13 protein-coding genes are annotated in these 13821 nt (G+C 68.7%); 8 read left to right on the top strand and 5 right to left on the bottom strand.

Going from position 1 to position 13821, the window contains the following annotated elements; all coding sequences use genetic code 11:
- Nucleotides 1-67 precede the first annotated feature (67 nt).
- Both rbp and AC07OZ_RS03935 read right to left on the bottom strand, forming a co-directional pair.
- On the bottom strand, nucleotides 68-421 hold the full coding sequence (rbp, locus tag AC07OZ_RS03940; protein ID WP_495465847.1) for an RNA-binding regulator: 354 nt from the start codon (nucleotides 419-421) through the stop codon (nucleotides 68-70).
- A gap of 276 nt (nucleotides 422-697) precedes the next feature.
- Nucleotides 698-1600, bottom strand: coding sequence for a LysR family transcriptional regulator (locus AC07OZ_RS03935; RefSeq protein WP_495465846.1), 903 nt, complete (start codon nucleotides 1598-1600; stop codon nucleotides 698-700).
- A gap of 157 nt (nucleotides 1601-1757) precedes the next feature.
- On the opposite strand from AC07OZ_RS03935, the gene AC07OZ_RS03930 reads away from it, so the two are divergent.
- From AC07OZ_RS03930 to AC07OZ_RS03920, 3 genes are read left to right on the top strand one after another with little or no spacing between them, the layout of a single operon-like run.
- Nucleotides 1758-2954: a CaiB/BaiF CoA transferase family protein gene (locus AC07OZ_RS03930; protein WP_495465845.1), complete on the top strand. Its 1197-nt coding sequence runs from the start codon at nucleotides 1758-1760 to the stop codon at nucleotides 2952-2954.
- Nucleotides 2951-3877 carry an HTD2 family dehydratase gene (locus tag AC07OZ_RS03925; RefSeq protein WP_495465844.1) on the top strand — a complete coding sequence of 309 codons (927 nt, stop codon included), beginning with the start codon at nucleotides 2951-2953 and terminating at the stop codon, nucleotides 3875-3877. The genes AC07OZ_RS03930 and AC07OZ_RS03925 overlap by 4 nt, the downstream gene beginning before the upstream one ends.
- Nucleotides 3874-4893 carry a Bug family tripartite tricarboxylate transporter substrate binding protein gene (locus tag AC07OZ_RS03920; RefSeq protein ID WP_495465843.1) on the top strand — a complete coding sequence of 340 codons (1020 nt, stop codon included), beginning with the start codon at nucleotides 3874-3876 and terminating at the stop codon, nucleotides 4891-4893. Before AC07OZ_RS03925 ends, AC07OZ_RS03920 begins: the two co-directional genes overlap by 4 nt.
- Nucleotides 4894-4929: 36 nt before the next feature.
- Here the strand turns inward: AC07OZ_RS03920 and AC07OZ_RS03915 are convergent, their stop codons facing one another.
- The 3 genes from AC07OZ_RS03915 to AC07OZ_RS03905 all read right to left on the bottom strand — a co-directional run bounded on the left by AC07OZ_RS03915 (nucleotide 4930) and on the right by AC07OZ_RS03905 (nucleotide 8523).
- Nucleotides 4930-6621, bottom strand: a complete 1692-nt coding sequence (locus AC07OZ_RS03915) for a carboxylesterase/lipase family protein (RefSeq protein WP_495465842.1) — start codon at nucleotides 6619-6621, stop codon at nucleotides 4930-4932.
- Between the two features lie 170 nt (nucleotides 6622-6791).
- On the bottom strand, nucleotides 6792-7424 hold the full coding sequence (locus AC07OZ_RS03910) for a response regulator (RefSeq protein WP_495465841.1): 633 nt from the start codon (nucleotides 7422-7424) through the stop codon (nucleotides 6792-6794).
- 58 nt (nucleotides 7425-7482) lie between these two features.
- Nucleotides 7483-8523 carry a PAS domain-containing sensor histidine kinase gene (locus AC07OZ_RS03905; protein WP_495465840.1) on the bottom strand — a complete coding sequence of 347 codons (1041 nt, stop codon included), beginning with the start codon at nucleotides 8521-8523 and terminating at the stop codon, nucleotides 7483-7485.
- Nucleotides 8524-8702: 179 nt separating this feature from the next.
- On the opposite strand from AC07OZ_RS03905, the gene AC07OZ_RS03900 reads away from it, so the two are divergent.
- Genes AC07OZ_RS03900 through AC07OZ_RS03880 form a run of 5 tightly spaced genes read left to right on the top strand, consistent with a single transcriptional unit; the run spans nucleotide 8703 to nucleotide 13817 of the window.
- Nucleotides 8703-9974: a branched-chain amino acid ABC transporter substrate-binding protein gene (locus AC07OZ_RS03900; protein ID WP_495465839.1), complete on the top strand. Its 1272-nt coding sequence runs from the start codon at nucleotides 8703-8705 to the stop codon at nucleotides 9972-9974.
- Nucleotides 9975-9993: 19 nt separating this feature from the next.
- Nucleotides 9994-10941, top strand: coding sequence for a branched-chain amino acid ABC transporter permease (locus tag AC07OZ_RS03895; RefSeq protein WP_495465838.1), 948 nt, complete (start codon nucleotides 9994-9996; stop codon nucleotides 10939-10941).
- A gap of 1 nt (nucleotide 10942) precedes the next feature.
- The gene (locus AC07OZ_RS03890; RefSeq protein WP_495465837.1) at nucleotides 10943-12280 is read left to right on the top strand and encodes a branched-chain amino acid ABC transporter permease; all 1338 of its coding nucleotides are present in this window, start codon (nucleotides 10943-10945) and stop codon (nucleotides 12278-12280) included.
- On the top strand, nucleotides 12277-13047 hold the full coding sequence (locus AC07OZ_RS03885; protein WP_495465836.1) for an ABC transporter ATP-binding protein: 771 nt from the start codon (nucleotides 12277-12279) through the stop codon (nucleotides 13045-13047). The genes AC07OZ_RS03890 and AC07OZ_RS03885 overlap by 4 nt, the downstream gene beginning before the upstream one ends.
- On the top strand, nucleotides 13047-13817 hold the full coding sequence (locus AC07OZ_RS03880) for an ABC transporter ATP-binding protein (RefSeq protein WP_495465835.1): 771 nt from the start codon (nucleotides 13047-13049) through the stop codon (nucleotides 13815-13817). Before AC07OZ_RS03885 ends, AC07OZ_RS03880 begins: the two co-directional genes overlap by 1 nt.
- Nucleotides 13818-13821 lie beyond the last annotated feature (4 nt).

Here is a 13821-nt window from a genome sequence, read left to right as displayed (position 1 = left end):
GGATCATGCGCAGGACGAAAAAAACCGACTCCAGCGAGTCGGTTTCCTTTCATGGGCACTGCGGCGTTCAGTAGCGCCCGCCACCAAAGCCGCCGGACCCGTAACCGACGTCCGAGCGCTTCGTCGAGCGGAACTCACCCGTGCTCTGACCGTCGCGCGGGCCGCTGCCGGCTTCGCGCGGCCGGGCCAGGGTGACGACGATCGTGCGTCCATCCACCGACACGCCATGCAAGGCCGTGATGGCCGCCTGGGCCACTTCGGCCGACGCCATTTCCACGAACCCGAAGCCCTTGGAGTTCCCGGTTTCCCGGTCCATCATGACCTTGGCGGAGGAAACTTGGCCGAACTCCGAGAAATTGCTTCGGAGGCTGGCATCGGTGACGGAATAGGGCAGATTGCCGACGTAGATTTTGCTGCTCAAGGATGAGCCTTTCTTGATGGTGGCGCACCCCTGGGAGACGGAGGCGCAAAGAGGGGATGGGCGGCGCGGAAAATGCAGGGACGGAATCTGGCGCTGCGCAGAATCGTCGATATCAAGGAGGTCACGGAAACGTGACGCTTGAAGCTCGGTCCAGTTTCATGAAAACTCTGGCCGATTTTTAAAATGTATTCCCGAAAATGGTTATACCATTTTGACGACGCGAGAGTCAATTTATATATATTTTATATTTCGACTCCGCGCGAAGACTTGGCGCGATCACGCCGCGCCCGCCGGCGCATCAGTGGCGGTCAGCGTGGTGACCAGTTCGGCGACGAACGGGTTCTGGAGCGTCTGCTCCCGCAAGCACACCTGCAGGTGGCGCAAGGCCCACGGCTCCACCAGACGCAGCACGGCGACCCCCGGCAGGTCGGTCGCCTCCAGCGCCGACCGCGGCACGATCCCCAGGCCCGCCCCGGTGGCGACGAGCTGGGCAATGGCGCGATACCCCGAGACCTGGACCCGCACGTCCAGTTGCCCGCCCAGCTGGGCGGCATGGTTGACCAGGAAGGTGTGCAGGGCCATGCCGCTCTGCAGGCCGACGAAGGGCTCGTCCAGGCAGACCTTGAAGCTGGCCTGCTTGCGCCGCGCCAGGCGCGATGAGGTGGGGACCAGCAGCACGAGTTCGTCTTCGCGATAGGGGATGTAGCGCAGGTCCGGATGGGGCTGCTCGACGGCCACGACGCCCAGATCGGCCCGGCCGGCGACCACCGCGCCGACGATGTCCTGGCTCGGACGCTCTTCCAGCTGGATCCGCACGCCCGGATGGAGCGCGAAGAACCGGGCCAGGTCCGCGGGCAGGTGGCTGCTGATGGCGTTGTTGTTGGCGAAGAGCGTGACATGCCCCGCGAGGCCTTGCGAGAACGGCCGCAGGTCCGCATGCATCTGCTCCAGCTGCGCCAGGCATCGGCGGACGTGCTCGAGCATGACGGCACCGGCGCGCGTGAGCTCGACACCGCGGGCGCGACGCAGGAACAGCGGGCTGCCCAGCGACGCCTCCATCGCCTTGAGCCGCAGGCTCACGGAGGAGGGCGACAGGTGGCAACGCGCGGCGCCCCGGGACAGGTTGAGCTCCTCGGCCACGCTCAGGAATACCCGGAGATCGGTCAGGTCGTAGTGCATCGCGGCGGTCTCCGGAGCGTCGTGGGTTCCGTGCGCGTTCTCCTCTGATCGGGGCGAGCGCGGTCAGTGGAAAGCAGGCGTGGTTTTGTCTGGGACAAACAATCAGTTTGCCAGAACTCGCTTCTTTCCAGAGAGACGGGTTCCCATACTGCGCCGCATGACTGAGCAGCTTTCACAAACACTCGACGTTCCGGAGGCTTCACGGCCCCCGGTCGGAAAACCCCTGGCCGGCCTGGTCGTGGTCTCGCTGGAGCAGGCGCTGGCCGCGCCCCTGGCCACCTGCCGTCTCGCCGAGATGGGCGCACGCGTGATCAAGGTCGAACGCGAGGAGGGCGACTTCGCGCGCGGCTATGACCGCGCCGCCTGCGGCGAAGCCTCCTATTTCGTGTGGATCAACCGCGGCAAGGAGTCCGTGGTCCTCGACTTCAAGCAGGCCGGCGACCGCGCGCTGCTCGACGCGCTGCTGGCGCAGGCCGACGTGTTCGTGCAGAACCTGGCGCCAGGTGCCCTGGCACGTGCCGGACTGGACAGCGCCACGCTGCGCCAGAAGCATCCGCGACTGGTCACCTGCGACATCAGCGGTTACGGCGACGGCCCGGCCAGCGCGCTCAAGGCCTACGACATGCTGGTGCAATGCGAAAGCGGCCTCGCCGGCATCACGGGCACGCCCGAGGCCTGCGGACGGATCGGCGTGTCCATCTGCGACATCGGCGCGGGTCTCAACGCCACGATCGCCATCCTGTCGGCACTGGCCTCCCGCGAACGGACGGGCAGGGGCTGCGGCGTCGCGGTCTCGCTGTTCGACGGCGCCGCCGACTGGATGACGGTGCCCTACGTGCATCAGATGTACGGCGCGGGGGCGCCGACGCGCCAGGGGCTCCAGCATCCCTCCATCGCGCCGTACGGCGCTTTCACGACGAGCGATGGCGCCAGCGTGGTGATCAGCATCCAGAACGAACGCGAGTGGGCGAACTTCTGCGACGGTTTCCTGGCGCAGCCCGGTCTAGCCGGGGACGAGCGCTTCAACAGCAATCACCAGCGCGTGCAGCACCGCGTGGCGCTGCACGCCATCCTCGACGAGGCCTTCGGATCCCTGCCGCTGGACGAGGTGCTTGCCCGGCTGCAACGCGCCAGGACAGCCTACGGGCAGGTCCGCACGGTGGCCGAGATGGCCAGGCATCCAGCGTTGCGCACCTGGCCGATGCCGGTGGGGGACCGGCAGCTCGACCTGGTCGCGCCGCCGGTGCGCGCGCCGTGGGACAGCGGACGTTTCGATCCCGCGCCGTCCCTCGATCAGCACGGCGACGCCCTCCGCGCCGAGTTCCTCACCACCTCCGACCAGGCCATCGCATGAGCGGCATCACCCACCGCGCGAACAGCGCGAACTGCGCGGACAACGCCATCCCTGGCGGCAACGCCGTCCTCGACCTCGACCTCGACCATCTCCGGACCTGGATCGGCCGTGAGACCTGGTCCGAAGACCACCTGTCCGTGCGACATGCCCGGCTCATGGCCGCCGCACTGGGCTCACTTCCGGAGGACCTCGTCGTCGGCACGCCCTTGCCGCCCCTGTGGCATTGGCTGTACTTCCTGGAAGGCCTGCCGCCGAACGACCTCGGCCGCGACGGCCACCCTGCGCGCGGCGGTTTCCTGCCGCCGGTGCCGCTGTCCAACCGGATGTGGGCGGGCGGGGACCTGAGCTTCCATCGGCCGTTGACCTTGGGGTCACCGGTCGGAAAACGGTCGACCGTCCGGTCCGTCGAGCACAAGCGCGGTCGCAGCGGCGATCTCGTGTTCGTCACCGTGCGCCATGAGCTGTTCAACGGCGATGAGCTGGCCCTCACCGAGGACCACGACATCGTCTACAAGGCGCCGACGCCGCCCGGGGCCTCGCGTCCCGTGCCGGTCGCGATGCCGGCGGCGACGCATCGCGAGTCCTTCGCGCTCAACTCGACGCTGCTGTTCCGGTATTCGGCGCTGACCTTCAACGGTCACCGCATCCACTACGACGCCGACTACTGCCGCGAGGTGGAAGGCTATTCGAACCTGGTCGTCCACGGACCGCTGCAGGCCACGCTGCTCGCGGCGTTGGCCAGGCGCCTGGGCGACCGGCGGCTGCGGCGATTCCGCTACCGCGGTGTCCAACCCTGCGTGCTGGGCGCGCCCCTGACCCTCAACGCCGCCCCGTCGCCGGAGGGGCTCACGCTCTGGACGGCGTTGACGGACGGCGTGCCGTTCATGACGGCCGAAGCTTCCTACTGGAGACAACAACCATGACCTCATCGATCCGCCGCCGTTTCCTGTCCCGCGCGTTGTCCCGGGCACTGGGCCTGTCGCTGTCCGCGCTCGGCGCGGCATCCGCCTTGTCGCTGGCCACGCCCGCCGTCGCGCAGACCTTCCCCAGCAAGCCGATCACCCTGGTCGTGCCCTTCGTGGCCGGCGGGACGACCGACATCCTCGGGCGCATCGTCGCGGAGGCCCTGGGCAAGCGCCTGGGCCAGACCGTGCTCGTGGACAACCGCGGCGGCGCGGGCGGCAACCTCGGCGCGGCGCTGGTGGCCAAGGCCGAGCCCGACGGCTACACGCTGCTGATGGGCTACAACGGCACCAACGCGATCAACCCGTCGCTGTATCCCAAGCTGTCCTGGGACCCGCTCAACAGCTTCAGTCCGATCTCGCTGGTCGCGCGGGTGAACAACGTCGTCGTCGTGAACCCCGCGCTGCCCATCCACACGCTGCCGCAACTGGTGGCCTACGCCAGGTCCCATCCAGGCAAGGTGAACTACGGGTCGGCGGGCGCGGGCTCGATCTTCCACCTCGCCGGCGAGATGCTCTCGCAACAGACCGGCGTGCAGATGACCCACGTGCCGTACAAGGGTGCCGCGCCGGCGCTCACCGACCTGATGGGCGGCCAGATCGATCTGATGTTCACCACCATCCCGAACGCGCTGCAGCACATCAAGGGCGGCAGGCTGCGCGCGCTGGGCGTGACCGGCGAACAGCGCTCGCCGCTGTTCCCCGACCTGCCCACGGCCGCGGAGGCCGGCTACAAGGGCATGGTCGTGGATTCGTGGTTCGGGATCTTCGCCCCGCACGGACTGACCCCGGCCGTGCAGGCGAAGCTGAACCAGACCCTGCGCGCCGTGCTCGCCGATCCGGACGTGGTGCGACGCATGAAGGAGCAGGGCGCTGAACCGAAAACGTCCTCCCCGGCCGAGCTGCAGGCGCTGCTGCAGACCGACCTCAAGAGCTGGAAGGCCGTCGTGACGGCGGCGAAGGTCTCGCTGGACTGAGTCGCTGTCAGCCGTCCGCGCCGGGCATGGCGCGGTTCACGGCGCGCTGACCTGCAACTGCGTCGGCGACGCATCCAGCACCAGCTTGGCCGGGTAGTTCTTCCACGTCACGCCCAGCGCCGGCGTGTTCGGATTGCCCGTCCTGGCGAAGGCCGAGAGGCTCGCGATCATCGCGTCCGACAAGGCCTCGCGGCCGCCCTTGTTCGCGGTCGAGTACGCGAACGAGAACACGTTACTGCCGAAGTTCCCGAACAGGAACGGGATGTCCATCGCGTGCGTGGCGCCGTAGACCGTGTTGAACGGCGCCGGCTCCTCGTCCCAGTCGAAGCGGTAGTACCAGACCTGCGTCGGCTGCTTCGCCGCGAGCGAGGCCAGCTGCGGCGTCACCGGTCCGACGAAGATCGAATTCGTCGCGAAGGCCGACAGCGCGTTCCAGCCGAAGGGCAAGGCCGTGACCGGCAGGTAGGCGGCGTTGATGAGGTCCGCCTCGGCCGGCCTCGCCGTGGCATTCGGGTCGAGATTGAACTGCAGGCCGAAGCGGTCGTAGTCGTTCAGCTTGAAGCCGGGAATGCCGCTGCCGGTGACCGTGCCGAAGAGGTTCGCGAACAGCGTGCCCTCGTCGCGCGTGTTGCCGGCCAGCACGGGCACCTTCTGGTACTGCCCGGCATCGAGCGCGGCCACGGCATTCACGGGCACCACGTTGCCGTCCTCGATCGGCGCGGGCGCGTTGCCGAGTTGCGGATTGGCCAGCATCACCTTCAGCAGTTGATCGGACGGGAGCGCCCGCAGATAGGTCGCGATCTGCGCGCTGGTCTGCGTGGCCAGCCATGTCCGGGCCGATGCCGCGTCGGCGGCCTTGCCGTCGGCGACGACGATGACCTCGAGGAGGGCCTGCGAGTACTTCTGCGCGGTGGCGCGCGACGCGTTGACGATGCCGCCGCTCATCGGCACGGCCTTGTGGAAGAGGCCGGCGGTCAGCGGCGACACCAGCAGGTTCCAGACGTTGACGGCGCCGGCCGACTGGCCCATCACCGTGACGTTGGCCGGGTCGCCGCCGAAGTTCGCGATGTTGTTCTTGACGAACTTCAGCGCCTGGATCTGGTCCAGCAGCGCGAAGTTGCCGGAGTCCACGAGCTGATCGCCGGTCTTGAGCTGCGGCAGGTCGAGCCAGCCCAGGATGCCCACGCGGTAGTTGATCGTGACGACGACGGCATTGGCCTTCTTCGCGAGCGTCTGGCCGTTGTACACGGGGTCCGCGGAGTAGCCCGAGATGTTGCTGCCGCCGTGGATGAAGAAGAGCACCGGCAGGTTGGCATCGGCGGTTGCGGGGCGCCAGACGTTGAGCGTCAGGCAGTCCTCGTCGCCCACCGGCTTGCCGAAGCCTTCCCGCACGGCCAGGCCGTAAGGCGCATCGCCCGGGGCCGGGCTGAAGTAGCGCCCGCCCTGCGCGCAGCCGTGGCCGAAGGACTGCGTCTGTCGCACGCCGGTCCAGGCGACCGGGTCCACCGGCGGCATCCAGCGCAGCGCGCCCACCGGCGGCTGCGCGTAGGGCACGCCGAGCCAGGCATAGGTGCTGCTGCTCGCGCTGTTGTCGACGCCCGCCACCGTGCCGAAGGCCGTGGCGCGTTGCGTGGGCGGCGGGTCGTCGGATCCGCCGCCGCAGGCCGCGAGCGACAGGGTCGAGAGGACGAGGACCAGCCTCGATGCGGAATGGAGCATCCGGTTCATGCGCTTGTCTCCTGCTGATTTGTCTGCTTGTCGTCTGCCCGTGCCATGCAGTGGCCGGGCAGTGGTGGTCCGGTGGCGGTGTCCACCCCGGCGCAGATCGATGCTAGGAAACGGCCACCCCGATGACCCTAGGACGATTCCGAGCGCGCGTCCGGACTTCCACGCAGACCTCAGTGCACGAGCCCCTGGCGCACCGCGTACAGCACCAGTTCCGCCGTGCTGCCCAGTCCGAGCTTGGCCAGCAGGTTGGTGCGATGCGTGCTGACGGTCTTCACGCTGACCATCATCTCGTCGGCGATCTCGGTGACCGACATGCCGCGCAGCGTCATCAGCATGATCTGGTGCTCGCGCACCGACAGCCGTTCATGGGCGGGCCGCGCGTCGACGCCGCGCAGCTGGTCCTGCACCTGGGCGCTGACGCGCGCGCTCAGGTACTGCCTGCCGCCGGCGACCGCGCGGATGGCGCGGACCAGCTCCGCGGGTTCGGAGTCCTTGGCCAGGTAGCCGCTGGCGCCGGCCTGCACCGCCACCAGCGCGTACTGCGCCTCGGGGTACATCGAGAGCATCAGCACCGGCGGGCAGCGGGGCAGGGCCCGCATCGAGGCCAGCACCTCGAGCCCGCTGCGTCCCTCCATGTTGATGTCCAGCAGGACGGCATCGAAGGGCTGCGCCCGCACCAGCTCGAGCGCCTCGCCGCCGTTCTGCGCCTCGGCGACGACGCGCATGTCGGGCTCGTCCTGCAGCAGCCGCGTCAGGCCGGAGCGGAAGATGGTGTGGTCGTCGACGACGAGCACCTGGATCATGGGGAGGCCCTCACGGCAACGGCAACGGCATTCACGGCGAAGGCGGCGGCATCGGTTTTCACAGCAGCGGCACCTTCAGCAGGAGCGTCGTGCCCCGACCGGCGCCGGTGTCGATGGCGAGCTCGCCGCCGACGGCCCGCGCGCGCTCGGTCATGCTGAGCAGGCCCAGCGATCCGCTGGCCAGCGTCGATGGCTGGAACCCCTGGCCGTCGTCGCGCAGCGTCATCACGAAGCAGCCCTCCTGCACGCCCAGCGTCACGTCCACCTGCCGCGCCTGCGCATGGCGCGCGACGTTGGTGAGGCCCTCGTTGAAGATGCGGTAGACGGCGGTGGCGCGCCGGGCCGTCAGCCGCAGCGGCGCATCGTCGCCCGTCAGCGTGTGCGGCACGCCGGAGCGCGTCGAGAACTGCTGCAGGTCGTGCGCCATCGCCACCGCGAGGCCGGCGTGATCGAGCGCGCTCGGGCGCAGGGATTCGGAGATCGCCTTCACCGTCTCGATGATGTTCTGCGTCAGGCCCAGCGCGTCCTGCGTCAAGGCCTGCTGCTCGGCGGTCTCGGCGCGGCGCGCGATGCGGGTCACGTCCATCTTCAGTGCCGTGAGCATGCCGCCCAGCACGTCGTGCACGTCGCGGGAGATGGTCAGGCGCTGTTCCTCCAACTGCTCGCTGATGTAGGCGGTCAGCTGCTGCAGCTGCTCGCGCGAGCGGCGCAGTTCCTCGTCGCGCCGCAGGCGCTCGCTGATGTCGATGCCGACGCCGCCCACGGCCGGCCGGCCGCGGAAGGTCATGCGGCTGCCGTGGATCTCGATGTCGACGATGTGGCCGTCGCGATGCACGCCGCGCGTGTGGAAACGCATGCTCTGCACCTCGCCGTGCAGGCGCTGGTAGTAGCGGTGCAGCACCGTCTCGTACATGTCGGGCGCGACCAGCTCCTTGAGCGTCATCCCCTGCAGCTCCTGCGGCGTGTAGCCGACGATCGCGGCCCAGGTCGCGTTGGAGTAGACGAACTGCTCGTCCTGCATGATGTAGATGCCGGCCAGCGACTGCTCGATGATGGCCTGGAACGGAATGTTCGACGGGTCTTCCTGGGGCGTATCCATGGTCCGCATTCTGAGAGCATGCGCGTCCCTGCTCCAGACCGGGGATTGCCCTAGCCCCCGCTCGGAATCGTCCGATGGTCGCGACGGGCCTCGTTTCCTACTCTCCTGGCACACCAACACAAGGACGGACACGGGCCCGGCGACGACGCCGCGCGTGCTCCGCCAACCAGGAGACAAGCATGAACGTCGCAGTGCGGCTGGCGGCAGCCTTTGCCCTGTGCGCCCTTGGGGGCGCGGCGCAGGCCCAGAAGGGCGAGACGGTCCGGATCGCCTTCATCGATCCGCTGTCGGGGCCTTTCGCCAACGTCGGTCAGAACCAGCTCAAGAGCTGGCAGTTCGTCGCGGAGCGCCTGTCCGCCGACAACCCGGCGGGCGTGAAGTTCGAGGTGGCCGCCTTCGACAACAAGGGCTCGCCGCAGGAGAGCCTGAGCGTGCTGCGCGCCGCGATCGACCAGGGCTTCCGCTACGTGGTGCAGGGCAACGGCTCGGGCGCCGCGCTGGCCATCATGGAAGCGGTGGCCAAGCACAACGCGCGTTCTCCGGGCAAGGAGCTGGTCTACCTGGACTACGCCGCGGTGGACCCGGCGCTGACCAACGAGAAGTGCGACTACTGGCACTTCCGGCTGGACGCCGACACCTCGATGAAGATGGAGGCGCTGACCTCCTTCCTGCGCGAGCAGCCGAAGATCAAAAAGGTCTACCTGCTCAACCAGAACTACTCGCACGGCCACCAGGTCGCGAGCTACTTCAAGGACGCGGCCAAGCGCCGCCGGCCCGACATCGAGATCGCCGGCGAGGACCTGCACCCGATCGGCCAGGTCAAGGACTTCGCGCCCTACGTCGCCAAGATCAAGCGGGCGGGCGCGGACGCCGTCGTCACCGGCAACTGGGGTCAGGACTTGACGCTGCTGGTGCGCGCGATGAGCGACGCCGGCCTGAACATCCCGCTCTACACCTACTACGCGATGGCCGCGGGCACGCCCAAGGCGCTGGCCGCCGGCGGGGCGAGCGAGGTCTACGTCGTCGGCTACGGACACCCGAACCTCGCGGCGCCGATCGCGCCGCTGACGGCCGAGTTCAAGAAGCGCTTCAACGACGACTACTTCACCTTCGCCACCTGGAACGGCATCCAGCTGCTGGCGCAGGCGATGGCCAAGGCGAGGTCGACCGATCCGGTGAAGGTGGCCCCGGCGATGGAAGGTCTGCGCATCAACAGCTTCGCGGGCGAAGCGACGATGCGCACCGCCGACCACCAGTTGCAGCAGACGATGTTCATCACCCGCTGGCAGAAGGCCAAGCCGGGCGAGTACAGCGTGGAGGACACCGGCTACACCTTCGCGCCGGTCAAGCGGATGGAGCCCTATGTCTCCACGACGCCGACGAGCTGCGAGATGAAGCGCCCGGCCTCCGCGTCGGTGGCCTCGACCGGTCCGGCCGGAACGGCGCGCTGACGGAGCCGCGGGGACACGCATGGAATTCTTCGCGATCTCGCTGTTGAACGGGCTCAGCTACGGGCTGCTGCTGTTCATGCTCAGCGCCGGCCTCACACTGATCTTCAGCATGATGGGCGTGCTCAACTTCGCCCACGCCAGCTTCTACATGCTGGGCGCCTATTGCGCCTACGCGGTGTCCTCGCTGGTGGGCTTCTGGGTGGCGCTGCTCGCGGCACCGCTGCTGGTCGCCGCGCTGGGCGCGCTGTTCGAGAAACACGCGCTGCGGCGCGCCCACCGGCTGGGCCATGTGCCGGAGCTGCTCATCACCTTCGGCCTGTCCTTCATCGTGCTGGAGGTGGTGCAGCTGGTGTGGGGCACGAGCTCGGTGGACTACCGCGTGCCGGAGGCGCTGTCGGGCTCGCTGTTCACCTTGTACGGCACCACGTTCCCGGTGTACCGCGCCTTCATGATGGGCGTGGCGCTGCTGATGCTGCTGGCCATCTGGCTGCTGCTGACGCGCACGCGCATCGGGCTGGTGATCCAGGCGGCGCTGACGCATCCGGGCGCGGCGCAGGCGCTGGGCCACAACGTGCCGCGCGTGTTCATGCTGGTGTTCGGCGGCGGCGCCGGACTCGCCGGCCTGGCCGGCGTCATCGGCGGCAACGCCTTCGTCACCGAGCCCGGCATGGCCGCCACCGTCGGATCACTGATCTTCGTGGTCGTGGTGGTGGGCGGCATGGGCTCGCTGGTCGGTGCCTTCATCGCGTCCTTGCTGATCGGCATCGTGCAGACCTTCGCGGTGGGCATCGACGCCTCGCTGCCTGGCGCGCTGCAGTCGCTGGGCATGGTCGTCACGCCGCAGACGCCGGGCTATGCCGTGCTGAAGCTCAAGGTCAGCCAGGTCGCGCCCATCCTGCCCTACCTGTTCCTGGTGCTGATCCTGGTGTTCCGGCCCAAGGGTCTCCTCGGCAAGCGGGAGGGTTGAGATGAGCGCCTTGTCCACCACGTCCTCGGCACTGTCGGCTGGCGGCACGCCGACGAGTCGCCGGGTCAAGCCCGGCCACCTCGGCACCGCCATCGTCTGGGGCGGCTTCGCGCTGCTGCTGGCGGTCGCGCCGCTGGTGTTCCGCGGCGGCCTGGGGCAGACCATCCTCAGCCAGATGGGCATCGCCATCATCGTCTGCCTGTCCTACAACATGCTGCTGGGGCAGGGCGGCATGCTCAGCTTCGGGCACGCCGTGTACGCCGGCTTCGGTGCCTTCCTGGGCATGCATGCGCTCAACCTCGTCGCCGACGGCCGGCTGCCCTTGCCGGTGAGCCTGATCCCCATCGTCGGCGGCCTCGCGGCGATGGCGCTCGCGATGGTGTTCGGCTTCGTCAGCACGAAGAAGGCCGGCACACCGTTCGCGATGATCACGCTGGGCATCGGCGAGCTGGTGTGGGCGTCCGCGCTGATGTTCCCGGAGTTCTTCGGCGGGGAGGGCGGCGTGTCGGGCGACCGCGTGGCCGCGGCTGCGGCGTCGGGTTTCGCCAGGGACCTGAGCCTGAGCCTCGGTCTGACCTACGGCCCGCAGATCCAGATGTACGGCCTGATCGCGCTCTACACCTTCGTGTGCACGGCGGCCATGTATGCGTTCACGCGGACGCCGCTGGGCCGCATCAGCAACGCGGTGCGCGACAACCCCGAGCGCGTCGCGTTCATCGGCTACGACACGCGCAAGGTGCGCTACCGGGTGTTCGTGATCTCGGCGTTCTTCGCCGGCGTCGCGGGTGGCCTCACCGCGTTGAACACGGAGATCGTCACCGCCGAGGTCGTCGGCGCCTCGCGCTCCGGCGCGTACCTGCTGTTCACCTTCATCGGCGGCACCAGCGTCTTCTTCGGTCCGATCCTCGGCGGCATCCTGATGGTGCTGGCCTTCGCGCTGCTGTCGGAGTTCACCCGCGCGTGGCTGCTGTATCTGGGCATCGCCTTCGTGCTGATGGTGATGTGGGCGCCGGGCGGGCTGGCCAGCCTGGTGATGGCCAACGTGCGCGTCGCCGCCGCGGGCCGGCTCAAGGCGCTGATCCCGGACTACCTCGTGCTCGGCGCGACCTTGCTGCTGATGCTGCTGGGCGCCGCCACGCTGATCGAGATGGTCTACCACTTGCAGTTCAACGCGGCGCTCGGGTCGACGCTGAGCTTCGTCGGCATCCCGCTCGACGCGAGGCATCCGGGCTACTGGACCGGGGCCACGGTGGTGATGCTGGTCGGTCTCGTCCTGTTCACGCTGGCCCGGCGTCGCTTCGCGCGCCGATGGGCGGAGATCCAGGAGTTCATCGCATGACCTACGCCCTCGAACTGAAGGACCTGCGCAAGCGTTTCGGCCGCACGGAGATCATCCGCGGCTGCAACCTGCAGGTGAAGCCGGGCGAGCGCGTCGCCGTCATCGGGCCCAACGGCGCGGGCAAGTCCACGCTGTTCAACCTGATCAGCGGCCGCTTCGCGCCCACCAGCGGCGAGGTGCTGCTGCACGGCGAGCGCATCGACGGCCGCGAGCCCTTCGAGATCAATCGCCGCGGCCTGTCGCGCAGCTTCCAGATCACCAACATCTTCCCGACGCTGTCGGTGTTCGAGAACCTGCGCTGCGCGGTGCTGTGGGGCCTGGGTTACCGCTACACCTTCCTGCGTTTCCTGTCGAGGCTGGGGGACGCGAACGAGCGCGTCGAGCAGCTGCTTGAACGTCTGCGGCTGGTCGAGCGGCGCGACGTGCCCGCCATGGACCTGACCTACGCGGAGCAGCGTGCGCTGGAGGTCGGCATCACCATCGCCGGCGGCGCCAGCGTGATCCTGCTGGACGAACCGACCGCCGGGATGAGCCGCGCCGAGACCCGGCACTTCATCGCGCTGGTCAAGGACGTGATGCAGGGCCGCACGCTGCTGACCGTGGAGCACGACATGGGCGTGGTCTTCGGCCTGGCCGACCGCATCGCGGTCGTCGTGTACGGCGAGGTCATCGCCTTCGACACGCCCGAGAACGTGCGCGCCGATCCGCGGGTGCAGGAGGCCTACCTCGGCTCCGCGGTGGCGGATGCGCAGGGAGGAGGGCACTGATGGCCACCGACCTCGCCGTCGACGGGACGATCGACAGACCGGTCGGGCGGGGCGCCGACAGTGCCCTCGACAGGGCGCTCGACATCGACGACCTCCACGCCTTCTACGGCAAGAGCCACGTGCTGCACGGCGTGCGCTTCGGCGTGGCGCCGGGCGAGATCGTGGCCCTGCTCGGGCGCAACGGCTCGGGCCGCTCCACGACGGCCAAGGCCATCATGGGCATGGTGGACGCGCGCGGCGGCCTGCGCTGGCGGGGCCGGTCCCTGGCCGGCCTCGCGCCGCACGAGATCGCGCATCGCGGCATCGCCTACGTGCCGGAGAGCCGCGACATCTTTCCCCGGCTGACGGTGCATCAGAACCTGATGCTGGGGCAGAAGCACCCGAACCGCCCCGGCCGCTGGACCTTCGACGACATGTACGCGATGTTCCCGCGCCTGAAGGAGCGTCAGCACGTCGAGGCCGGCGTGCTGTCCGGCGGCGAGCAGCAGATGCTGACGCTGTGCCGCGCGCTGATGGGCGATCCCGATCTGATCATCATCGACGAGCCCACCGAGGGCCTGGCGCCCAAGATCGTCGAGCTGGTGGGGCAATACCTCCGGACGTTGAAGTCGCGCGGCCTCTCGGTCCTGCTGATCGAGCAGAAGCTGACCATCGCGCTGGACATCTCCGACCGCGTGCTCGTGATGGGACACGGCAGCATCGTCTTCGAGGGCACGCCGCAGCGGCTGCTCGGCGATACCGCCGTGCGCAAGGAATGGCTGGAAGTCTGAAAGA

This window comes from Roseateles sp. GW821-FHT09G03 (genome assembly GCF_059416045.1).
This window is presented reverse-complemented; position numbering and strand designations above follow the sequence as displayed.

Excerpts from the sequence above, each read along its gene's own strand:
- AC07OZ_RS03915 (WP_495465842.1), bottom strand. The coding sequence starts at position 6,621 with ATGAACCGGATGCTCCATTCCGCATCGAGGCTGGTCCTCGTCCTCTCG.
- AC07OZ_RS03925 (WP_495465844.1), top strand. The coding sequence starts at position 2,951 with ATGAGCGGCATCACCCACCGCGCGAACAGCGCGAACTGCGCGGACAAC.
- AC07OZ_RS03905 (WP_495465840.1), bottom strand. The coding sequence starts at position 8,523 with ATGGATACGCCCCAGGAAGACCCGTCGAACATTCCGTTCCAGGCCATC.
- AC07OZ_RS03890 (WP_495465837.1), top strand. The coding sequence starts at position 10,943 with ATGAGCGCCTTGTCCACCACGTCCTCGGCACTGTCGGCTGGCGGCACG.
- AC07OZ_RS03895 (WP_495465838.1), top strand. The coding sequence starts at position 9,994 with ATGGAATTCTTCGCGATCTCGCTGTTGAACGGGCTCAGCTACGGGCTG.
- AC07OZ_RS03900 (WP_495465839.1), top strand. The coding sequence starts at position 8,703 with ATGAACGTCGCAGTGCGGCTGGCGGCAGCCTTTGCCCTGTGCGCCCTT.
- AC07OZ_RS03920 (WP_495465843.1), top strand. The coding sequence starts at position 3,874 with ATGACCTCATCGATCCGCCGCCGTTTCCTGTCCCGCGCGTTGTCCCGG.
- AC07OZ_RS03910 (WP_495465841.1), bottom strand. The coding sequence starts at position 7,424 with ATGATCCAGGTGCTCGTCGTCGACGACCACACCATCTTCCGCTCCGGC.
- AC07OZ_RS03935 (WP_495465846.1), bottom strand. The coding sequence starts at position 1,600 with ATGCACTACGACCTGACCGATCTCCGGGTATTCCTGAGCGTGGCCGAG.
- AC07OZ_RS03885 (WP_495465836.1), top strand. The coding sequence starts at position 12,277 with ATGACCTACGCCCTCGAACTGAAGGACCTGCGCAAGCGTTTCGGCCGC.
- AC07OZ_RS03880 (WP_495465835.1), top strand. The coding sequence starts at position 13,047 with ATGGCCACCGACCTCGCCGTCGACGGGACGATCGACAGACCGGTCGGG.
- AC07OZ_RS03930 (WP_495465845.1), top strand. The coding sequence starts at position 1,758 with ATGACTGAGCAGCTTTCACAAACACTCGACGTTCCGGAGGCTTCACGG.